Source organism: uncultured Thermosynechococcus sp., from assembly GCF_937958135.1.
GTDB lineage: Bacteria > Cyanobacteriota > Cyanobacteriia > Thermosynechococcales > Thermosynechococcaceae > Thermosynechococcus.
The window spans coordinates 66,822-87,035 of the sequence record NZ_CALGOG010000024.1 but is presented as its reverse complement, the minus strand read 5'-3'; the positions used below and the strand labels follow the sequence as shown (position 1 = coordinate 87,035).

General features: G+C 52.4%; 21 protein-coding genes and 1 pseudogene. 8 read left to right on the top strand and 14 right to left on the bottom strand.

Annotation, left to right across the window (positions count from 1 at the left end; genetic code table 11):
* Positions 1–10 precede the first annotated feature (10 nt).
* The 9 genes from Q0711_RS03800 to Q0711_RS03760 form a co-directional block, all read right to left on the bottom strand.
* On the bottom strand, positions 11–691 hold the full coding sequence (locus tag Q0711_RS03800) for a C40 family peptidase (RefSeq protein ID WP_299041643.1): 681 nt from the start codon (positions 689–691) through the stop codon (positions 11–13).
* Between the two features lie 28 nt (positions 692–719).
* Positions 720–1,442, bottom strand: coding sequence for a phosphoribosylformylglycinamidine synthase subunit PurQ (gene purQ / locus Q0711_RS03795; RefSeq protein ID WP_298614545.1), 723 nt, complete (start codon positions 1,440–1,442; stop codon positions 720–722).
* Complete coding sequence (locus tag Q0711_RS03790) at positions 1,439–2,044, bottom strand: hypothetical protein (RefSeq protein ID WP_298614547.1); 606 nt, start codon at positions 2,042–2,044, stop codon at positions 1,439–1,441. Before Q0711_RS03790 ends, purQ begins: the two co-directional genes overlap by 4 nt.
* A 5-nt stretch (positions 2,045–2,049) precedes the next feature.
* Positions 2,050–2,319: a phosphoribosylformylglycinamidine synthase subunit PurS gene (gene purS, locus Q0711_RS03785; protein ID WP_298614549.1), complete on the bottom strand. Its 270-nt coding sequence runs from the start codon at positions 2,317–2,319 to the stop codon at positions 2,050–2,052.
* A 3-nt stretch (positions 2,320–2,322) separates the two neighbouring features.
* Positions 2,323–3,282, bottom strand: a complete 960-nt coding sequence (locus Q0711_RS03780; protein WP_298614552.1) for an SPFH domain-containing protein — start codon at positions 3,280–3,282, stop codon at positions 2,323–2,325.
* Positions 3,283–3,388: 106 nt separating this feature from the next.
* Positions 3,389–4,243 (bottom strand): DUF4388 domain-containing protein, encoded by an 855-nt coding sequence (locus Q0711_RS03775; RefSeq protein WP_299041638.1) that lies wholly within the window; start codon positions 4,241–4,243, stop codon positions 3,389–3,391.
* A 29-nt stretch (positions 4,244–4,272) separates the two neighbouring features.
* Positions 4,273–4,821, bottom strand: a complete 549-nt coding sequence (locus tag Q0711_RS03770; protein ID WP_298614556.1) for an ATP/GTP-binding protein — start codon at positions 4,819–4,821, stop codon at positions 4,273–4,275.
* A 12-nt stretch (positions 4,822–4,833) separates the two neighbouring features.
* A complete protein-coding gene (locus Q0711_RS03765; protein ID WP_298614558.1) occupies positions 4,834–5,229 on the bottom strand; it encodes a roadblock/LC7 domain-containing protein in 396 nt (131 codons plus the stop codon).
* A 25-nt stretch (positions 5,230–5,254) separates the two neighbouring features.
* Positions 5,255–5,815, bottom strand: coding sequence for a protoglobin domain-containing protein (locus Q0711_RS03760; protein WP_298614560.1), 561 nt, complete (start codon positions 5,813–5,815; stop codon positions 5,255–5,257).
* Between the two features lie 503 nt (positions 5,816–6,318).
* Here Q0711_RS03760 and Q0711_RS03755 point away from each other — a divergent pair.
* The 6 genes from Q0711_RS03755 (at position 6,319) to Q0711_RS03730 (ending at position 11,197) form a co-directional block, all read left to right on the top strand.
* The gene (locus Q0711_RS03755; RefSeq protein ID WP_298614563.1) at positions 6,319–6,459 is read left to right on the top strand and encodes a hypothetical protein; all 141 of its coding nucleotides are present in this window, start codon (positions 6,319–6,321) and stop codon (positions 6,457–6,459) included.
* Between the two features lie 65 nt (positions 6,460–6,524).
* On the top strand, positions 6,525–7,949 hold the full coding sequence (locus tag Q0711_RS03750; RefSeq protein WP_298617774.1) for a UbiA family prenyltransferase: 1,425 nt from the start codon (positions 6,525–6,527) through the stop codon (positions 7,947–7,949).
* Positions 7,946–8,353 (top strand): GtrA family protein, encoded by a 408-nt coding sequence (locus Q0711_RS03745; RefSeq protein ID WP_298614565.1) that lies wholly within the window; start codon positions 7,946–7,948, stop codon positions 8,351–8,353. The genes Q0711_RS03750 and Q0711_RS03745 overlap by 4 nt, the downstream gene beginning before the upstream one ends.
* A complete protein-coding gene (locus Q0711_RS03740; RefSeq protein ID WP_298614567.1) occupies positions 8,331–9,683 on the top strand; it encodes an FAD-binding oxidoreductase in 1,353 nt (450 codons plus the stop codon). The genes Q0711_RS03745 and Q0711_RS03740 overlap by 23 nt, the downstream gene beginning before the upstream one ends.
* A complete protein-coding gene (locus Q0711_RS03735; protein ID WP_298614569.1) occupies positions 9,680–10,414 on the top strand; it encodes an SDR family oxidoreductase in 735 nt (244 codons plus the stop codon). Before Q0711_RS03740 ends, Q0711_RS03735 begins: the two co-directional genes overlap by 4 nt.
* 6 nt (positions 10,415–10,420) lie before the next feature.
* The gene (locus Q0711_RS03730) at positions 10,421–11,197 is read left to right on the top strand and encodes an SAM-dependent chlorinase/fluorinase (RefSeq protein ID WP_299041632.1); all 777 of its coding nucleotides are present in this window, start codon (positions 10,421–10,423) and stop codon (positions 11,195–11,197) included.
* Here Q0711_RS03730 and Q0711_RS03725 read toward each other — a convergent pair.
* Both Q0711_RS03725 and Q0711_RS03720 read right to left on the bottom strand, forming a co-directional pair.
* Positions 11,189–12,436: a VWA domain-containing protein gene (locus Q0711_RS03725; RefSeq protein WP_299041630.1), complete on the bottom strand. Its 1,248-nt coding sequence runs from the start codon at positions 12,434–12,436 to the stop codon at positions 11,189–11,191. The two genes, Q0711_RS03730 and Q0711_RS03725, sit on opposite strands and share 9 nt — an antisense overlap.
* A gap of 110 nt (positions 12,437–12,546) precedes the next feature.
* Positions 12,547–15,555, bottom strand: coding sequence for an AAA family ATPase (locus Q0711_RS03720; protein WP_298617782.1), 3,009 nt, complete (start codon positions 15,553–15,555; stop codon positions 12,547–12,549).
* A 127-nt stretch (positions 15,556–15,682) separates the two neighbouring features.
* On the opposite strand from Q0711_RS03720, the gene lepB reads away from it, so the two are divergent.
* Together lepB and Q0711_RS03710 are read left to right on the top strand one after the other, a co-directional pair.
* The gene (gene lepB, locus Q0711_RS03715; RefSeq protein WP_298611226.1) at positions 15,683–16,252 is read left to right on the top strand and encodes a signal peptidase I; all 570 of its coding nucleotides are present in this window, start codon (positions 15,683–15,685) and stop codon (positions 16,250–16,252) included.
* 1,105 nt (positions 16,253–17,357) lie between these two features.
* The gene (locus Q0711_RS03710; protein ID WP_298611228.1) at positions 17,358–17,765 is read left to right on the top strand and encodes an AbrB family transcriptional regulator; all 408 of its coding nucleotides are present in this window, start codon (positions 17,358–17,360) and stop codon (positions 17,763–17,765) included.
* Positions 17,766–17,775: 10 nt separating this feature from the next.
* Here Q0711_RS03710 and Q0711_RS03705 read toward each other — a convergent pair.
* The 3 genes and pseudogenes from Q0711_RS03705 to pstB form a co-directional block, all read right to left on the bottom strand.
* Positions 17,776–18,240: pseudogene (locus Q0711_RS03705) on the bottom strand (hydantoinase B/oxoprolinase family protein).
* Between the two features lie 139 nt (positions 18,241–18,379).
* On the bottom strand, positions 18,380–19,051 hold the full coding sequence (locus tag Q0711_RS03700) for a Uma2 family endonuclease (protein ID WP_299041627.1): 672 nt from the start codon (positions 19,049–19,051) through the stop codon (positions 18,380–18,382).
* A gap of 356 nt (positions 19,052–19,407) precedes the next feature.
* Positions 19,408–20,211, bottom strand: a complete 804-nt coding sequence (gene pstB, locus Q0711_RS03695) for a phosphate ABC transporter ATP-binding protein PstB (RefSeq protein WP_299041624.1) — start codon at positions 20,209–20,211, stop codon at positions 19,408–19,410.
* Positions 20,212–20,214: the final 3 nt, after the last annotated feature.

Here is a 20,214-nt window from a genome sequence, read left to right as displayed (position 1 = left end):
GAATGGGGCGCTAGCCCAAGGGAATGTAGCTATACTCAATGCGACCCCCGCCGCGAAACTGCCGCTGATAGGCAATACTCACAAGATCCTCGCTGCGGTAGAGGGTATCAATGCCAATGCCATTGCGGCCATCTTCTTTGCCAGAGCTGTGGATGTATTGCCCCTCCCCCAGATAGAGACCTACGTGGGTTGCCCTGTCACGCGTGCCAAAAAAGACCAAATCCCCCCGCCGAAGCCGAGATAGGGTTTCCTCAATAGAAGGACTCCCCACAGGGGTGGTAAAGGCCTCCTGCTGATAGGCATCGCGGGGTAGCCAAATGCCCTGACTGGCAAAACTGGCCTGCATCAAGCCCGAGCAGTCGTAGTTGGGAGCCACCGTCCCTCCCCAAAGATATTCATGGGGAACCTGCTGTGCCGCAAGGCAAAAGGCAATAACGTCTTCAAGCACCGCCTCAATGTAGGCGCGATCGCGGGCAATGGGCTGATAGGGTTGAGGGGCGGGTGTCAAATGGCAGTATTCCCTTGCATCCAGCCAGCCCCAGTATTCGTCCTCCGCCAGTTGTACGTAGGTGCGCTCAGCCGTGGGAGAAGGTGCCCAGAGAAAGCGTCCGGTCGCGCCTTGGGTGGCGAGGCGATCGCCTGTCGGTGCATCGTAGAGATTCACCGGTGCGGTGAGTTGATAAAGCTGCATGGGCGTCTAATGGTTCAAGGAACAATCACTAGGCAACGGCTGCATTCAAGAGGGACTTAAACAACTGCAACCCATCTAAAGTGTGGTCGCTAGGACAGTGGGTCAAGGCGGGGTCGGCGGCACGCTCAGGGTGCGGCATCATCCCCAACACATTGCCCGCCGCATTGCAAATGCCGGCGATATTGTTCAGCGAACCATTGGGATTACTCTCAGGGGTGATATTCCCATGGGCATCGGCATAGCGAAAGAGGACTTGGCGGTTGGCTTCCAATTCGGCAAGGGTGGCCGCATCGGCATAGTAGCAGCCTTCACCGTGGGCAATGGGCAAACGAATCACCGTTTGATGACCATAGGCTTGGAGCCACGGGCGTTCTTTGGCTTCTAGGCGCAAATGCACGCGATCGCAAATAAAGTGCAAGTCCCGATTGCGCACTAGGGCACCGGGGAGCAGTTTTGCCTCGGTGAGGATTTGAAACCCGTTGCAAATACCCAGCACCCATTTGCCGGCGGCAGCATGGTCTTCAACAGCGGCCATAATTGGCGAGAAACGGGCGATCGCCCCACAGCGCAAATAATCGCCAAAACTAAAGCCCCCCGGCAGCACAATCAGGTCATAGTTGCTCAGATTGGTCTCTTCGTGCCACAGCAGTTGCGTCGGCCACCCCAGAATTTCACTCGTGACATAGGCCACATCGCGATCGCAATTCGATCCGGGAAAAACTACGATCCCTACCTTTAGGACATGACTCACAGCAGTTCATCCATCACGTCAGTAATCGGCTTTAACTTGGCGGGAGCATGGAGCAGCTCAATATCCCGTAGCCAGATCACGCCGCGTCCCATAAATTCCACCCCAATTTTAATCAAGCCGGGGGTCTGAGGTGCCGGCTTGAGGTGAAAAGGCACTTCGCACAGGTGCCAGTCGCGATTGCCCACAAAGGAAACCGTGCGGGAAAATGTCCAACCAAAGGGTTGACTGCGGCTGAGAAAGAATTGCCCACCCTCAGGCAATGCCCCCGTTTTCACCAAAGCACGACACAGGAGTAGTTGATCGCCCTTTTGAGCAGAGGGCACTTCGAGCCACAGATGGGCTTCCGATAGTTCAAAAAGAGGAATTGTCTGCGGCCGGTGGGACTCCAGACACCAAGCAGCACCTTCGACCCTGAGGCCAGAACCCGCGATCGGTGAATCCACACCCGCCCGAAAGAGAGCCACCCGTTGGAAGGGGGCTGCGGGTTCCGGCACCTGAAGGAATGGGGCAAGAGTATCCGCCAAGGACTGCAATCCCGACTCAATGCCGGCCTTGATGCCTGCCTCGATACTGGCCAATAAATCATCCCACCAGTTGAACATCGTGCCTATCCTGCGGCAGTTGCCAGCTCCTGTACCTCAATGCGAAACGTTTCAATCACCGGATTGGCCAACAGTTGATCGGCAATGTGGGTAAGCTGTGCCTCGGCCGTGGCGCGATCGCTAGCCTCTAAGTTGAGTTCCACCACTTTGCCAATGCGCACCGACTGCACATTTGTATAACCCAGATGATGAATCCCCGCCTGTACCGCTACCCCTGCTGGGTCTAACACCGATGGGCGTAGTGTCACAAAAACCCGTGCCCGGAATTGTGCCATGGACTATACCTCGCGGGACGGCTGCTCGATGAGGGATTTCACACCCTCAATTGTGGCCGGAATACTGCTGGGATCCATAAATAGTACCTTACTGCTGTCACTGTGACCAATGGTGCGCCCCATATCCAAGTACCCTTGAGCAAGGAGAAACTGGAGCGCCTCCTTTGTCTTGGGATCTTCGCGCAGTGCTGCCGCAATAATTTTCATGGCCTCTGCGGTTCCTTGGGCACGCAAAATCTGATCTTGGCGCTCCGCTTGGGCGCGCAACACCACCACTTTTTGTTGAGCTTCCGCTGCCAGAATGGCTGCTTTTTGTTCGGCCTCGGCGGCTAACACCTGGGCTTCTGCTTTACCGCGGGCAGAGTTGATGGCAGCTTCGCGCTCCCCTTCCGAGGTGAGAATTGCGGCGCGTCTCTTGCGCTCAGCGGACATTTGCAATTCCATTGAGTCTTTCACAGCTTGGGAAGGGGCAATATCCCGCAGTTCCACGCGGGTAACTTTCACCCCCCATGGGTCCGTGGCAATATCCAAATCGCGCAGGAGGTTCTCATTGATTTGAGTGCGGGCGGTAAATGTTTCATCCAGTTCGAGCTTACCTATCTCCGCGCGAATTTGCGTTTGCACCAAGTTAGTCATTGCCATGGTGAGGTTTTCCACCTTGTAGTAGGCGCGCTCCATGTCCATAATCCGCCAATAGACGACGGCATCCACCGTAATCGTCACATTGTCGCGGGTAATACACTGCTGCGGCGGAACATCCAATACTTTTTCCCGAATCGTTTCCTCAAAGACCACCCGATCAAGGATCGGCAGCATAAAATTTAGCCCCGGTTCTAAGCGACGGCTATAGCTGCCCAACCGCTCCACCAAGGCTATATTACCCTGATTAACAATCCGTACAGAGTTGGCCATACCCCAACCCCCAACCCCCAGTAGAAACAGAAGACCAAACAGTTCATTCATGGTTGCTATTGTCCAACGAGGTTACTACTACTCTAGCGGCTAATTTTCAAGTTGGGGGTCTGGCGTCGCGTATCCATTTCCTTGTTGAACTTGGGAATCGAATGCCCTAACCGCTCGTTTTTGCTTTCAAAAAGGCAACAATCCCATTGAGAAATGAGGAACTCAGACCTGTGCGGTCAGTATCCATCTCGTTGACAGGGGCTGCCTCAGAGGTGGAGGGCGATGAAATGTTTACCACTTCTTCCACCATGCCCATGACCATCAGACGAAAACAGATTTTTTGTACCTCTAAGACTGCGATGTTGAGTCTTTGGGCAATCTGCTGAATTGTCGTTGTCCCATCAATATGCTCCCATACTTGCCACTCAATTTTGCCCAATTGAACTGAGGGCGGCTCATTGACTAGGCTAACAATAGTAGAATCGGCAAGCGGTAGCTTATCCATCAGCGGCGTCCAATCCCGCAACAGCCGCAAGCCCGCTAAAGTAATGACTTGGGGCGAAGCACTCAAACCCGTCATTTCAGCAAAGGGCAGCGGGTGCTGGGCATCAAAATGAAAATATCCTTCCTTCCAAGCAAAAAGATGGGGAATTGGGGTGAGCACCTGTTGCTTGAACAGCAATTGGATTTGCTGGCTATCGAGGATGGCTTGAGACTTCAAGAAAACGCCAAGGGGCATGTTCCCTGGGTAGCGATTCATCACCCGCTGCAGCGTCAAGGGGTGAAGATAACCGCGCTGTTCAATCAGTTGGCGCAGACCTTGGTGATTCAATGTGGTTGTGGCAGCAACGATTTGACCGTAGCGAAAGAAGAGGTAGTGCTCCGGCGCCGCCGGCAGAAAGGGTAGCGCGTGGGATTCATCCATTGACTTCAGGGAAAGGCATCCCGTCTTTTGGCCTTGCTCTAGGAAACGAAAAACCTCGCCTAAAGAAAATTCTGAAAAATAGCCACTGATTTTCATCGGTTCCCCCTAGTTTCGTGATTTTGTTGCTAACGAAGAGCAGTTGCTTGGGACTCGGCGTAGGTTTGAATTAAGGTGATGATGGCTGTGGCAACGGAGGAGCGTTCCAAGGCATTCACGGCAACCATTGGCGGTCGTCCATGGGGACTGAGATAGCCAAGGGCGATCGCGATCTCTTCCATTGGCCAAGCCTCAGGGCGATCTACATGGCTGCAGCCAATGACCATGGGAACTTTGCTGCGATGGCGCATAAAGGCAGAAATCCGCCGTGCAGCACGAAAGTCTTGGGGACGGTGGGAGCTGACCAGCAGAATAAAGGCATGGGCTTTGCGAATCAGGATGTCCCACATAAAGTCAAAGCGCTCTTGCCCCGGTGTACCGTACAAATGCAGTGCCATCTGGGGACTGAATTGGAGACGCCCAAAGTCCATCGCCACGGTGGTACTCGGCTTAAGCTGAGCCGTTTCATCCGTTGCTTTGCGATCCGTGTCCACGGTTTCAATTTCACTAATCGTGCGGATAAAGGTGGACTTGCCGGCACCGACTGGCCCCGTGACCACAATGCGCATGATCTCCATGGGCAACCCCCTCTAAACCCCCAGGGCTGGCTTTAAGCTGCTGAGTTGGGGCTGGAGTTCCGCCACAACGTTTTTGATCTCTAAATTAAGAATCCCCAGTTTGGCTGAGGCATCGGCGAGAACCAATAGCACCGCATCCTCTGTGCAACTGGTGAGAATGCCATAGCCACTGCCGCCTTCCACGAGAATTCGCTCAATTTGACCACGACTGAGTTCACGCCCAATCCGCTCACCCAGAGACAGCATGGCGGCTGACATGGCGGCAACCCGCTCCTCATCCATGGCGCCCGGCAACACTGCTGCTAGGGTCAAACCATCAGGAGAGACTAGGGCCGCACCTTGGACATTGCTGGCATTGGCAACAAAGCTTTGCAGTGTGGCTTCCAGTTTAGAAACGTCAATTGGCATCTTGTCTTCCTCTTGGCTTAAGTAATCAGGACTGCATGGAAGCGGCACCGGTGGCGATGAGACGCTGGAAAAGGGCTTGAGTCCAACCGGTTTCTTGAAGCACGGCTTGGGACGAGACCTCGAAGTATGCCTGCTCAATAAACGCAAGGTCAATCATACAAATTTTCCCTAGGGCATCGCCAAGAGTCTCTGGTTTATTGTCTTGACGCAACCTTTGGCGCACGGCATTCACAACAACTGCCATCGCCGGCACCACGTGCTGAGGGCCAATGCCGACTTTCACGTGAATCAGACCAATTTTCCAGCGGCGCTCCGCATAGCTTTTGCCCCATCCATCCATGCCGGTAAACATTTCAGCAAACCAATCCACAAAGGTTTGCCGCAGACGGTGCACCCGACCCTCGGTGGCATTGAGAATAGCGTTCATTTCCTCATCGCGTCCGAGGTAGTCGTAGAAAATCTCTGCCATTGCGGGGGCAATATCTTTCCCCCAACTAGCCGCTTCTGTGAGGGCGGCTTTGTCTGCATCCGTGAGTTGAACACGGCGCACCATCGTGTCCATAAAGGCTGTAGGGTCAATTGCCATAAGTATTTATACTCGTGCAGAGGAACAAAAATTAAACGGTAACCAGTTTAGAAAGTTTGTCAAAGGATGTAAAGTATCACACAATACAGAATTGAGTGAAAGACGGCCAAGACTGAACAGAAAGAGCATCGTCTCCAGAGGTGTGGGAGTAAACTTAATATCTTCACTCACGAGTCGCTCTGACTCCCCATGAAAACTTCAATGCACTATCGAGTATTGCCAACGCAGTTCTGGTTGCAAATATTGCAGCTTATTTACTAGCAGTTTGCTAAATAACTTAGGGGTATTCTTGCGCCCAATTGTTGATGGCGGATCGCCGGCGACCACCCCCTGCTGTCCAGACGCATTTTAGAGGGGAGGCAGCTATGGTGGCTCTGCTGTTCGATACGGCCGAGGCTCTCTAACAATCCTTGCAAAAAGCAATGAGGTTCCAATCGCGGTTGGAGGTGAGGATCGCACTCTCCCGCGTCAAGGAGGGCATAGCGGCCGAGGCTTAGGGCTATGTGGGTGCCCAATACATTCTCGAAATTATCTTTGGATTATTGAACTATCTTTACCGCTGCCGTGAACAGCACCGCCGCCTTGAGGAAAGAACTCGTTGCCTCCAAGAGGGGAGCGATCGCCTCCAGACCGGCACAGAGTAGCTTTTCAATTCAAGTTTGTTCAGGGGCGATCGCTATTTTTTTGCTAGTTTACTGGAGAAGCCTGCATGCCGACATCAATGAAAGGGCTGTATCTCGTTGTTGATCTAGATCAGACGTTGCTGAAAACAGACATTCTGTTTGAATGTTTTTGGTTTTCTTGGCGTCAAGCTCCCCGAACGTGGCTCAGCATCCATTCTTGGAAGCTAGCCCCCCTTAAACGCCACTTGGCAACCACCTGCCAATTAGATGTTGGTACATTGCCCTATAATCCCGAAGTGATCAAATACATTCAAACTTGGAAAGCAGCAGGGGGCAAAGCTGCCCTAGCCACGGCCACGGATCAACTGTTAGCCGAAAAAGTTGCTGCCCATTTGGGTCTTTTTGATGCGGTCTATGGTTCCAATGGCCAAGTCAACCTCAAGGGAACAGCCAAAGCGCAGTTTTTGCTCAAGCAGTTTGGCGAAAAGCAATTTGTCTATATAGGGGATGCGGCTGCCGATTTACCCATCTGGGCAGTGGCAGCTAAGGCAATTACGGTCAATGCACCGCCATGGTTACGTCAGAAAGTTGAGCAACTCAATCCCCATGTGGAACACCTAGGGAGCGCAAAACGCAGTATTAAGCTCTACCTGAAAGAAATTCGCCCCCATCAGTGGGTGAAAAACAGTTTGGTGTTTGTGCCCATGCTGGCGGCGCATCAGTTTAACTTACCAACCTTTTGGAGTTCACTGGTGGCAGCGGTTGCTTTTAGTCTCACCGCCTCCAGTGTCTATGTCTTAAATGATCTGTTAGATCTACAAGCGGATCGCGCCCATCCGCGTAAGCGTCATCGCCCCTTTGCCGCCGGCGATCTTCCCCTTGCCCACGGCCTATGGATGCTTTTCATCTTCCTTGGCGCCGGGATGGCGATCGCCCCCACCCTCGGTTGGCCTTTTTTGGGGATTCTACTGGCCTACTATGCTCTCACCACGGCCTACTCTTTCTTCTTAAAGCGGCGGATTGTCATTGACATTTGCACGCTGGCTGGCCTTTACACCATTCGCATTTTTGCAGGTGCCGTTGCCACCGGGATTTCCTTGAGCGTGTGGCTCTTGGCCTTCTCCATGTTTTTCTTCTTTTGCTTAGCAACGGTCAAGCGGCAAGCTGAACTGGTGGATCAGCAACGTCGCAACGAACTCAAGACCAAGGGGCGGGGCTACCACACTGAAGATTTGCCGATTATTACCATGATGGCCCTCAGTGCGGGTTATGTTTCAGTTCTGGTGTTGGCGCTTTATATTAACTCTCCCCAAGTTCGCTTGCTTTACACCAGACCCCAGGTGCTTTGGGGGGGTTGTGCTGTCCTTCTCTACTGGCTGACGCGCACTGTTTTCCTCACCCATCGAGGGCTGATGCACTATGATCCTATTGTTTATGCCATTAAAGACCGCCAGAGCCAACTCTGTTTCTTGATCTGCCTAGGTCTCTTTATTTTGGGTAAGAGTTTATGAGGTTACAAACCCTCATTATTCGCTATACGGCTTTTGCCGTGATTGCCACCTTGATGAATCTTTTTTCCCAGCGCGTCATCCTATTGATGGGTCAGAGCCTGCCTTATTTTGTTAGCGCAGTAGCAGTGGGCACGCTGGTGGGTTTGGTCGTGAAGTATTTGCTAGATAAACGCTGGATTTTCTTTGATCATAAACAGGGTTTTCGTCACGAGGGTCGTCAATTTACGCTTTATGCAGTGATGGGAATTTTCACAACGGCAATTTTTTGGGGCTTTGAAACCGCATTTTGGTTGATTTGGCAAAGCCATCTCCTGCGGGAAATTGGCGCCATGATGGGTTTAGCCATTGGCTACGTCGTGAAGTACCACTTGGATAAGCGATATGTCTTCTCCCCTCGTGCCTAGGGCTAAAAAACTCGCCGGTTGGGGGCGGTATCCCGTGCAGACCTGCCATGTGTATTGCCCGCGCTCAGAATCCGAGATTATGCAGCTTCTCAAAAGTGGCTTGCCGTTCATTGCCCGCGGCAATGGCCGTGCCTATGGAGATAGCGCCCTTAATCGGGAGGCAACGCTCCAGATGGGCCACTTCAATCGCCTCTTGGGATTCAATCCCCAAACGGGTCAGTTGATTGCTGAGGCGGGCGTGCTCTTAGCAGACATTCTCGATATTTTTGTGCCTCGCGGTTGGTTTCCGCTGATTACGCCGGGCACAAAGTTTGTCACGGTGGGGGGCATGATTGCCGCTGATGTCCATGGCAAAAACCACCACAAAGAGGGCAGTTTCCTAAATAGCGTGGATTGGTTAGATCTCCTAACAGCGGAGGGTCAGGTTTATCGCTGTTCCCCTTCGGAAAATCGCGATCTCTTCTACTGGACGGTGGGGGGGATGGGTTTAACGGGCGTGATTTTGCGAGCCGCCTTTCGCCTACGCCCCATTGAAACGGCTTGGATTCGCCAGACCACCCATATCGCCAAAAACTTAGAAGCTACCCTTGATCTGTTTGAGACTTTTGAGGGGGTGACCTACTCTGTGGCTTGGATTGATTGTCTAGCGGGTGGTGCTCAGTTAGGGCGCTCTGTGGTGATGCTGGGGGAACATGCCACACGGGAGGAGCTGCCGGCTAAATATCGGCAAAGGCCACTACAGACTCCGCAACGCCACAAAATCTCGATTCCGGTGGATTTTCCCAATAGTGCTTTGAATTCGTTGACCGTGCGGGCTTTTAATCAACTGTATTTCTATCGTCAGCAGCGCAAGGCTGGCCGGTCTTTTGTGGATTGGGATACATTTTTCTATCCCTTGGATAGTTTGTTGGGCTGGAATCGCATCTATGGGCGGCGTGGCTTTGTTCAGTTTCAATGCGTTCTCCCCCTTGGTGCAGCACGGGAAGGCTTGGCGGCCTTACTCCATTGCACCTCAGCAGCAGGCGCAGGGTCATTTCTGGCCGTGTTGAAGAAGTTGGGGCATTCCCAAGGCTATTTTTCATTTCCCATGGCGGGTTATACGTTGGCCTTGGACTTTCCGATGTCTCAACGCACCCTCAAAGTTTTAGATCAACTGGAGGAGATCACCCTGCAGTATGGGGGGCGTTTTTACCTAGCTAAGGATAGCCATTTGACCCCAAGGCGCTTGCGGCAGTCTGATTCTCGGGTAGAAACGTTTGTACAGGTCAGGAATGCCCAGCAGTGGACGGTGCACTTTGCCTCGGAACAGTCGAAGAGGTTAAAGCTATGACAGCTCCTGTGTTAATTTTGGGGGCAACTTCCGATATTGGACGGGCGATCGCCCACTGCTTTGCGGCTCAGGGCTATCCGCTTCAATTGGCGGCGCGGCAGAGGAGTCGTCTGGAGCTGGATAAAGCCGACTTAGAAATACGCTACGGTGTGTCTGTGAGTGTCCATGAGTTTGATGTCTTGGCGGTGGAAACCCATGCCGACTTTGTCCAGCAGTTACCGCAGCAACCTGCAATTGTTATTTGTGTTGTCGGCTTGATGCCAGATCAGAAAGAATGTGAGCAAAATCTGCCCCTCGCCCTTAAAGTGATGCGCACCAACTATGAAGGTCCCGCTATAGTTTTGAGTCTATTTGCCCAGCGGTTTGAACAGCAGGGATTTGGAACTCTAGTGGGGATTTCCTCTGTGGCCGGGGAACGGGGGCGGGCGAGTAACTACTTCTATGGCTCTGCCAAAGCCGGATTTACCGCATTTTTGTCCGGATTGCGGCATCGCCTCGCTCAATCGGGGGTGCAGGTCTTAACGGTGTTACCGGGCTATGTGAACACCCGCATGACCGAAGGGATGAAGTTACCTTCCCTACTCACGGCTGAGCCACAGGAAGTGGCCAATGCAATTTTCACAGCCATAGCGAAAAAGAAGGACGTAATCTATGTGCGACCGATTTGGCGCTGGATCATGGTAGTCATTCGTTCTATTCCTGAATCTTTGTTTAAGCGCCTGTCTCTGTAACTACCCATGGTTCGCTGCATTACCCTGCTGACGGATTTTGGCCATCAGGATGTTTATGTGGGAGTGATGAAGGGGGTTATTTTCAGAATTTACCCCCAGGCGCAGGTTATTGATCTGTGCCATGACATTCCACCGCAGGATTGCCGTACAGCGAGTTTTCAACTCTTGCAGGCGTTTCCCTATTTTCCTGAGGGGACGGTTCATCTGGTGGTTGTGGATCCGGGAGTGGGGACAAGCCGGCGGGCGATCGCCCTCGATTTCGGCAATGCCTATGGTGTGGGCCCCGATAACGGCATCTTTAGCCAAGTGTGCGATCGCTATCCCCCCCAGCGAGTCGTGGAACTTACCCAGCCGCACTTTTGGCGTACGCCGAACCCCAGTGCCACCTTCCACGGGCGGGATATTTTTGCCCCAGTGGCTGCCCATTTAGCCGCAGGAACAGATTTCGCTCTCTTGGGTTCTGCCATTGACCCAGACAGTTTAGTGCGCTTGCCCCATCTCACCTATGAGGTTACTCCCCGAGGCATCCAAGGTTGGGTTCAAGCCATTGATCACTTTGGCAATGTGATCACGACACTCCCTGCGACCCTTTTAGCCAACGGCTACCAGCAGATCGAAATTCAGGGGCAGCGGATTTCCCTTGTCCACACCTATGGTGATGCGCCACGCCAACACTTGGTTGCATTGGTAGGCAGTCATGGGTTTATTGAGCTGGCGGTGAATGGTGGCAGTGCCCAATCCCTCCTAGGCTGCCAGAATGGTGATCCCCTGTGGCTAGTTTGAGGGGGGACTGCTCAGGACGGTTTTTGAGGCAATGCGTGTGCGTTTGAGAGCCGATTCACTGAGGGTGGATTGTTGCTGTAGTTCTTGGGCAGAGGCTTCGAGGATTTTTGCCGCTTCCGTATCCCCCAGTTGTAAGGCGGTTTTAGCAGCACTTTGCAGAAAAGTGGCTGCACCAGCAGTGTCCCCCGCTTGCAGTTTTGTTTCCGCAAGCTTGGTTTTGCGGTATTTTTCCAACGTGAGAATACTTTGTTGCACTTCTGGATCCACTTGGGGGAGATGCTCTGGTTCTGCTGTGAGCGTCAGGGGAATTCTTTCAGAGAAAAGACCCTTGGACTGCTGTACTGGATCGTCGTAGCGGACCTGTACAAAACCAATCAGGTGCGACCCCGACGGCAAGGGTTGAATACTGAGGGTAATGAGAAGGGTGCGTTTGACGGTAGCGGAGACATCGCCAACGCGAATCACATACTCATGCGGATTGGGAGTTTCATAGGTGAGTTCAATGGTATCGGGAGCCACTTGGTTCACTGGTTTGAAGTTCCCTAGTTGCACCGCCTCACTCAGGGTGAGCAGGACATGGGCATTGGTGTAGTTCACGCTACTGATGTGGCTAAAGAGCGATTGAAAACAGGCAATTGCTTGCTCGGCATACTCAATGAACATGAGGCGCCCGCCACCGGCATCGGCGATCTGTTCCAAGATATCCTGATTCCAGTGAACACCAAACCCCAAGGTATTAAACGTGATGTTGTACTCTGCCGCCAGCTTGGCCAGGTCAAGACAGCGTTGGTTATCCCCGTGCTCATTTTCCCCATCGGTGAGCAAAAAAGCTTGAGAGATTGTGCCCTGTTTGCCCTTGGCCAGCTCTGCCAAACCCAGTTTCATCCCTGCGTCAATGGCAGTGCCTCCACTCGGTTCAAGATCGTCAATTTGCGCTTTAATTATGGCCTTGTCCTCAACCCATTGATTGGGCACCAAAACTTGCGCCTTGTGATCAAACACCACGACACTCAGCCGATCTGTGGGCAGCAAGCGATCGACCAACGACTGTGCCGCTCGCTTCACCATTGCTAAGGGAACTCCTGCCATTGAGCCACTGTGATCCAAGATGAGGCAGAGATTGAGAGGGGCGCGCTGCTGTTGCCGCTGTGCCGTTATGGTCAGTTCCAGTTGCCGCTGTGCCCCCTGTCCAACGCTGACAATGGGATCGCTGAGTTTGGCAATCAGTTCAACCGTCATAAATTGTTATGAAATAATAGTGTGTTGTTTGTTATGAAATATATGAAAAAATAATAGTGTGTTGTCGCTGACCCTACTCTACCATTTTGCCGAAAACTGCCAGACCTATCCTAGGTAATGATACTGAGTTGGGAAGCTCCCGCTGTTTTAGTGACTTCAATGCGGGTTTGAAAAGCTTCCTTAAGGGCAGGAACGTGGGTAACGGCCAGAATGCAGTGAAATTCTGGGGCGATCGCGTTTAGGGCAGCAATGAGGCGCTCACAACCTTGGGCGTCTTGGGTACCGAAGCCCTCATCAATAATCAGAAACTGAACATCACTTCCAGAACGCTGTGCTAGCAGTCGTGCCAGGGCTAAACGCAGCGCAAAATTAATGCGAAAGGCTTCACCGCCAGAATAACTTTCGTAGGGACGGGTACCTTGGCAATCGGCAATGAGGATGTCAAGGGTTTCAATGGGTTTGGTTTCGGCTCCACTGCGGCGGCTGCGCTGGGTAATGAACTGAACATGGAGCTGATGGTTAGTGAGGCGGCCGAGGATATGGTTGGTTTCTGCTTCTAGATGGGGGAGGACGGTTTCAATGAGCATGGCGGGAATGCCATTTTTGCCCAGGGCTTGGGCTAGCTCACAGTAGAGGCGATATTGGTGGCGGAGATGGGCGAGGGTTTGTTGTCCCTGTGCGTATTCTTGAGCCAAGCGATCGAGTTGTTCCAGTTCAGCGGTGAGTTTACCGTGCTGGGCAAGGTTGGCCTCAAGGGTCTGCTGCTGTTTCAGGAGTTCCTCTTGGCGTTGGTTGAGATCGGTGGCAAGGCGGGTGGCGGTGCGAGCACCCTCCTCAAGGGTGGCGAGTTGACGAGTGATGCGTTGGAGTTGCGCCTGTTGTTGCTGCAATGTTTCCTCTAGGTGTTGAAGGTCTTGGCTCAGTTGGGGTTGGCGCGATCGCCCCCGTTGCAGGGTCTGATAGGCCTCATAGTCGGCTTCTAGCGCCGCTAGTTGTGCCTGAATTTGGGCATGGTGCTCAGGATCGTAAGCCAAGGCGGCCAACTGCTGGTCAAGGGTTGCCAGGGTTTGGGCTAGGGGAGAGATTGTTTCGAGGGCATTGAGCTGCTGTTGCAGTGCCTCCTGTTGTGCCATTAGGGCAGGCAGTTGTTCTTGAATCTGACGATATTGCCGCTGCGCTTGGCGGAGTTCCTGTTCTTTGGCTTCGGCCCAGCGCCATTTTTCCACTTGGGCGCGGGCGATCGCCAGATTTTTTTCATCATAGTTCAGACGTGCCAGTTCCGCCTCAATTACTTGTAATTCCTCCAGCGTCTCCTGAGGGCCGTCGGCAAGCTGCTGCTCAATTTGCTGAATTTCCTTGGCCAAGCGATCCAGTTGTGGTTCTAAATCCTGCGTGCTCTGGAGTTGCTGCTGAAGTTGTCCCCGCTGCTCAAACAGTTGTGTCAGTTGTGAGATCTCATAGCGAATATTGAGATATTCTCGCCGCAGGACTTGAATTTCCCGCTCCGTAACCGCCAGTTGCTCGCGAATGACCCACACCTGATTCAGAAGTTCTTCTTTTTCAGCGGCGTTGCGCCGTAGGACTGCCTGATAGTGCTGGGCATCAAGGGGACGTTGACAAAGGGGGCAAACAGCTCCCGGCTGGTTGAGGAGTTCTAAGCGCTGCTCCAGTTGACTAATTTGCCGCTCATACTCCCGCTGGCGGGCTTGGAGTTGCTCTAGGAAACGGCGGCGCTCTAGTCCCTTTTCCCGCACATGATCCTGATAGATGCGCTGTTTTTCAAGAGTTTCAATCTGGGCGGTAATCAATGTCACCGCCTCTTGGAGAGCGGGTTGCCGTTCCACCTGTTGATGGAGATGCCGCCACAACTGCTGCAATTCATCGCGACGGCTGCGGAGCCGTTGTTCCTGCTGTTGCCGTTGCAGTTCAAGGCGCTGTTTAGCTTGGAGGAGGGGAAAGACTTTCTGCTGTAGCTCTTCCTGTGCCCGAAGGTAAGCCCGCGATCGCTGTAACTGTTCAAGGGCGGCGACAATCTGATTTTCTTGCTTGAGGAGCTTTTCCAACTGCTGGCATTGTTCCAGAAGAAATTGCTGCTGGCTCTCCAACCCATGCAAGGTACGCAGAAGGTCTTGGCGCTGCTGGTCGAGGGTCTGCTGGTGGCGATCGCGCACTTGGCGCAGACGTTGATATTCAGCAAAACACTGCTGCAATTGAGCGTCGGCGGTTTTCAGGCTCTGCCATTGGCTGACTGCCGCTTCCAATAGAGGGGCACGGGCTTCTAGCTCCGCAATGGCCGCCTGTTCTTGGCGAAGCATTTGGCACTGCTGCTCTAGATGGGCGATCGTTGTCCCTAGGGTGTCTCGCTGTTGTTGCAGATGTTCGTAGTCCCGCTGTTGTAGTTGATGGACGTGGTAGGCAGCTCGTTCCTCTTGGAGTCGTTGTTGACACTGCTCGATCTGCTGCCGTTGTTGTTCAATTTGCCGATTCAAGGCTGCCTGCTGGGCACGCAAGGTGGGTTCTTGAGCCAGTTGATTCCCCAGGGTTTGGAGCCGTTGTTCCAGAACAGTGATTTGGGCTTTGTAATCACGGGCGCGATCGCGGGCTGCTTCCGCAAGGGTCTCGTATTGATCTAGGCCTAAAAGGCTTGCCAAGAGCTGCTTGCGCTCACTGGGGCGCTTGGCCATAAACTCATCGGCACGGCCTTGGCGCAAATAGGCGCTGTTGATAAAGGTGTGGTAGTCAAGGCGAAGAATTTGAATAATTTTTTCTTGGGTTGCCCGTAGCGATCGCCCCGTTAGGGAGGTATAGCCCGCCGCCGTCTGGATCTGTAACTCTAAAACCGTATGTTGCTGCCGTCGCCGCAACCGCACCACCCGATAGGTCTGTCCTTGGACGCTAAACTCAAAGGTTACTTGGGCTTCCATTTCGCCGTAGTAGATCACATCATCCTCACGGCTAGCGCGGCTTTGCCCCCACAGCGCCCAGGCGATCGCCTCAAGGAGCGAAGACTTGCCCGCCCCATTGGCGCCACAAATACAGGCCAGATGTAACCCCGCAAAGGGAAGAGTGGCTTGGCGATAGCTAAGGAAATTGCGCAATATCAGTTGACGTGGAATCATTGCCGCCGGCAAAGGGCATCATACCCTTGATGTTTGCACAGTTTTGGATATCCTAGGAGGCGCAAGAGGCTCACAAAGAACCGAAACCGCTACCATAAAAAATGTTGGCTTCTCTAAATCTCCTTGTATGTCTGCTTCGGCAACGAATTCCCCATCCCGCTGGCAAGCGTTGCGCAACAATGCTCTAACCATTGGGGTAGCTCTGTTGATTACCCTCTTGATTCGTGCGTTTGTCGCCGAGTCACGCTTTATTCCTTCAGAGTCTATGGAACCCACCCTGTGGCCTAACGATCGCATTGTCGTTGAAAAGATGACCTATCGGTGGCGATCGCCCCAGCGCGGAGACATTGTTGTCTTTTACACCCCACCGCTGTTACAAACCATGGGCTACAAAGCCGACCAAGCCCTGATTAAGCGGGTGATTGCCATTGCGGGGGAAACGGTGGCGGTTCACGATGGCCACGTTTGGATTAACGATCGCCCCCTTGAGGAACCTTACATTACCGAGCCACCCTCGTACACCTTGCCACCGATGACCGTGCCTGAGGGAATGCTGTTTGTCATGGGGGATAACCGCAACCACAGCAATGATTCCCACATTTGGGGATTTTTGCCCACCCAAAACATCATTGGTCGGGCGATCGCCTGCTACTGGCCGCTTAACCATGCGGGTCTTCTTGCCTCTAAGAGTTTATAGATGTGTTTTGGCTCAGATATAACTCAGATACAAACAATATTAACTTTCGCGCTATCCTTCCTCCCCTGTTAGCGTGCTCCCGCGAGCGGTTCGGCGGGGCTTGCCATGCACTGGGTCAAGAATCGAGAAAATGATTATGCTTCAGCCCATCCCACTCCTGCGGACACGCTGCTCGTGATAGAAGTGGCGGATTGATCCTTGGAATGTGATCGCCCGGTGCAATGATCTCTTGATGGTGAAGCCAAGATTCCCGATTACTGGCTGTTGAATCTCCTCAATCCCACGCTGGCAGTCTATAGCGAACCCTCTGAAATGTCACCGGTGCAGTTTGGCTATCTGAGCAAGAGAATGATTTCAGCAAATGGGGTTGTCCCACTGCCGCAGGGTCTTGAACCGGTGCTTGAGCTTGCCTTCCTTTTCCCAAGTGAAGTATAAGAGTCAGTAACTTAAGTAGAGTTTGACACTCCTCTGGCCAACGTGATGGGATAGTTACCCGCTCTACAGCTAAACGCTTAAGGGAGTTGTCCCACTGCCTCTATTCAGTTCATTAAGGTCTAATCAAGGTTTAGCCTTCAGGTTTCACTTACTTTCTTGCCGTTCGGGCTGTTCACTGAATTGAGGGTTATCTCAACTTTAGTCCATAGATGACTAAAGTCACCTTCGCGGAAGTGAGTATTGTGAGCATATTCAACGCTTGCAAAAAGCGTCGTAAGGTGTCTTATAATTATTGTCCAAGCCTAGGGCATATACAGCCCTTTCCTTAAATAGGGGATAGATAAAGGCGATGCAATCCTGTTCCCCAGGAGCTTTTGCAGTTTTGAGCGCATGTTACCCTTCTGAAAAAAGGCGAGTAGAGCACTTTCTTACACCGGCCTTCGCGTTTTTTGCTGCTGTTCTATACCTAGGAAAAGCTGTGTAAATGTAACTCGTCCAAAGAAAATGTAAAACCCTAACCCAAGGGCGATCGCAACTTGAATTCTGAAAAAAATTGTGGTTTGCTAAAGATAGACACTCATTCACTGCGAGTTCGCTGTCAGGCTTTGGCAACCCTTGATTGAATCGCCAATGGATAGACAGTATTTAATCCTTGAAAAGGTAGGTTAAAATGGGACGCAAACAAAAACAAGTGGAACCCTTGACAGGTGCTGCTTTATTAGAGAAGTACAAGCAACTGGAACATCTCAGCCATGAGGAAAAGGCAAAAGCCTGTGGCTACTACACGGTGACCCAAAGTGGCAAGGAGCGCATCAGCAAACTGAAGTTTAACAAGGCACTTCTTGAAGCCTTGGGTATGAAGATTGACGGTAAGTCAAGACGCAGTGGTAGCCGAGGCGGTCGCAGTGCCAGTTATCGAATTACGGTGCAAGCCAACGGCAACTTGCTCATTGGTGCAGCATATACCAAGCAAATGAATCTCAAGCCGGGGGATGAGTTTGAAATTACGCTTGGCCGTAAGCACATTCACCTAAAACAAGTGAGCAGCAACGGTCGCTCCACCGACGATGAAAACTAATCTGAGATATCTAATTTGATGTACGAACCACCCCAAAACCACCACTGCTAGGGCTATAAATACGCAGGCGATCGCTCCCTTGGACATTGATGATGGCGGTTCCTGCGAAGGGATGGGGGATGTGTCTGAGTTTCAGCCATTGATTTTCACCCAGGGCACCACACTCACCACCAGCAAGTCCAAAAGGCAGGATTTTCCGCGACTGGCGCAGGAGGCTAACGGTCATCGGTTCACGAAACTTAAGGACACTGCCCCATCTGCCCCGGTGACGGCAAAACTCCTAAACAATTACAGGGTAGCGGCTTTCTAGCACCTCGACATCGGTGAGCCGAGAATTGCTCATGTGGGTGTGTACAGTACTGGCTCCGGCAAAGGTGGCTTCTGCCCCAGCGCCGCCACAGATGCTTTCGTAGTATTGATAGCGATCGCTCCCCAAGCTGAGATTGTTCATAGTTTCCTGAGCCGCCGCCAGCACGTTGGCAAAATGGGGTCTAGTTCCAACATAGGGCGACAGTGAATGAAACGTTCAACCTGTATTTGGCAAGGCCGATGCCAATAGCCCCCCTATTGACGCGGAAATTCCACAGAGCATAATGCCAGATTAGGGAAGTTTTTTAAGTTTCCACCAAGATTTGCACAAACGCTTGATGTTCAGGGCTAGCAATTCCCTGTTGAAGGACTCCCAAGACAGCCGCCAGATCATGGGCCAGTAAGGCCTCCGTGGCGAGCCAGAGGCCGGGAAATTGGCGACTGCGGAGAATCCCTTCAGCATCGGCAGTAAGTGGTTGGTATTCCCCTGCTGCAAGTGAGAACCAATGAATCTGGCGATCGTGAATGCACCAGACGAGGTATTCCTGAACCCCATTGCGGCGGTACACTCTGAGCTTGTCGTGGAGATCGTAGGCAGCACTGCTGGCAGCAATTTCAACCACCAGTTCCGGCGCCCCCTCAATGTAGCCATCCTCGCTAATACGGGAGTTGCCCCCCTTTTCAAGGCGCAGAACAGCATCGGGCTGCGGTTCATTGTCACCATCCAAGCGAACCGTCGGATTGTCATAGACAAGAACACCCGGTGTCGCCACTGTGTAAAAAAACAGCCAACCTACCATTTCGGCATGGGGTTGACTGTGACTAACACGCACCGGGGAAGCCACGTAAACAATTCCCTCGATGAGTTCTGCTTTTTTTAACTGGGGCATGGCGGCATAGCGCCGCTCAAATTCGTCCCGCGTCAGGCGATCGCCATTTTCAAGGGGCGGCAGTTGCGCTGGGTGTTTAGTTGTCATGGCAGTCTGTAGGGGATTCACGTGCTGCCTTCATTTTAGTTGTTGTATTTTCCGCCTATAAGGGGTGGGTGGGCGGGAGCCAGTGTGGGTGCAGCATTGAGAATCAATAGTTGCACCTGTTCCACAGTGGGGTTCGGTACCGCTGCCAACTCAATACCAGAGAACTGCCATTGGCCTACTGCTCCTCCGCTTGAGGTGAAACCCACTCTTCCCTGACTGTGGACTCCAGCAATGCCAGCACAATTGTACTCCTAGAGCTAGAACGAATAATTGCTAACCCTAGGGTAGGAATCTATCCACAATGGCACGTTACCCCTTAGACTGCATTTTCAAGTGGACTTGAGGCACCAAGGCAATCAACCAAAACGGCCACTGACGTAATCCGCTGTTTTCTGCTCTACTGGCTTGGTGAAGATAGACATCGTATCGTTGTACTCTACCAACTCCCCAAGATACATAAATGCAGTGAATTGGGACACCCGAATCGCCTGTTGCATGTTGTGGGTAACAATCAGGATCGTCACCTGTTCCTTAAGTTCTACAATTAAGTTTTCAATGCTAACAGTGGCAATGGGATCTAGTGCCGAGGTTGGCTCATCGAATAGGATAATTTCTGGGTCGGTGGCAAGGGCGCGGGCAATACACAGGCGCTGCTGCTGCCCTCCTGAGAGTGAAGTTCCTGGTTCTTTTAACCGATCTTTGACTTCATCCCAGAGAGCGGCATTGCGCAGCGATCGCTCCACCACCTCATCCAGAAGTGCTCTATCCTTGATACCCCGTACCCGAAGGCCATAGGCAATGTTTTCATAAATTGACTTGGGAAAGGGATTGGGTTTTTGGAAAACCATGCCAATTTGCATGCGCACTTCAATTGGATCCATTTCCAACAGGTTGCGCGGCCGATCTACCCCCAGCAAAATTTGCCCCTCATAGCGGTTTCCCGGATAGAGGTCGTGCATACGATTAAAACAGCGAAGTAGGGTGGTTTTACCGCAACCCGAAGGACCAATCAGAGCCGTGACTTTTTTTTCATAAATCGGCATGTTGATGTTCTTAAGGGCTTGGGTGCGACCATAATAAAAGTTTAAGTCCCGCACCTCAGCTAGTTTTCTGAGCGGCTCCTGTTGAGTAACCACGGCTTCCTCTGTAGGCTTAACCATTTT

Bases quoted from the DNA above. Each gene is read 5' to 3' on its own strand.
- Q0711_RS03800 (WP_299041643.1), bottom strand. From the start codon at position 691: ATGCAGCTTTATCAACTCACCGCACCGGTGAATCTCTACGATGCACCG.
- Q0711_RS03790 (WP_298614547.1), bottom strand. From the start codon at position 2,044: ATGTTCAACTGGTGGGATGATTTATTGGCCAGTATCGAGGCAGGCATC.
- purS (WP_298614549.1), bottom strand. From the start codon at position 2,319: ATGGCACAATTCCGGGCACGGGTTTTTGTGACACTACGCCCATCGGTG.
- Q0711_RS03780 (WP_298614552.1), bottom strand. From the start codon at position 3,282: ATGAATGAACTGTTTGGTCTTCTGTTTCTACTGGGGGTTGGGGGTTGG.
- Q0711_RS03775 (WP_299041638.1), bottom strand. From the start codon at position 4,243: ATGAAAATCAGTGGCTATTTTTCAGAATTTTCTTTAGGCGAGGTTTTT.
- Q0711_RS03770 (WP_298614556.1), bottom strand. From the start codon at position 4,821: ATGGAGATCATGCGCATTGTGGTCACGGGGCCAGTCGGTGCCGGCAAG.
- Q0711_RS03765 (WP_298614558.1), bottom strand. From the start codon at position 5,229: ATGCCAATTGACGTTTCTAAACTGGAAGCCACACTGCAAAGCTTTGTT.
- Q0711_RS03760 (WP_298614560.1), bottom strand. From the start codon at position 5,815: ATGGCAATTGACCCTACAGCCTTTATGGACACGATGGTGCGCCGTGTT.
- Q0711_RS03750 (WP_298617774.1), top strand. From the start codon at position 6,525: ATGCCGACATCAATGAAAGGGCTGTATCTCGTTGTTGATCTAGATCAG.
- Q0711_RS03745 (WP_298614565.1), top strand. From the start codon at position 7,946: ATGAGGTTACAAACCCTCATTATTCGCTATACGGCTTTTGCCGTGATT.
- Q0711_RS03740 (WP_298614567.1), top strand. From the start codon at position 8,331: ATGTCTTCTCCCCTCGTGCCTAGGGCTAAAAAACTCGCCGGTTGGGGG.
- Q0711_RS03735 (WP_298614569.1), top strand. From the start codon at position 9,680: ATGACAGCTCCTGTGTTAATTTTGGGGGCAACTTCCGATATTGGACGG.
- Q0711_RS03730 (WP_299041632.1), top strand. From the start codon at position 10,421: ATGGTTCGCTGCATTACCCTGCTGACGGATTTTGGCCATCAGGATGTT.
- Q0711_RS03725 (WP_299041630.1), bottom strand. From the start codon at position 12,436: ATGACGGTTGAACTGATTGCCAAACTCAGCGATCCCATTGTCAGCGTT.
- Q0711_RS03720 (WP_298617782.1), bottom strand. From the start codon at position 15,555: ATGATTCCACGTCAACTGATATTGCGCAATTTCCTTAGCTATCGCCAA.
- lepB (WP_298611226.1), top strand. From the start codon at position 15,683: ATGTCTGCTTCGGCAACGAATTCCCCATCCCGCTGGCAAGCGTTGCGC.
- Q0711_RS03710 (WP_298611228.1), top strand. From the start codon at position 17,358: ATGGGACGCAAACAAAAACAAGTGGAACCCTTGACAGGTGCTGCTTTA.
- Q0711_RS03700 (WP_299041627.1), bottom strand. From the start codon at position 19,051: ATGACAACTAAACACCCAGCGCAACTGCCGCCCCTTGAAAATGGCGAT.
- pstB (WP_299041624.1), bottom strand. From the start codon at position 20,211: ATGGTTAAGCCTACAGAGGAAGCCGTGGTTACTCAACAGGAGCCGCTC.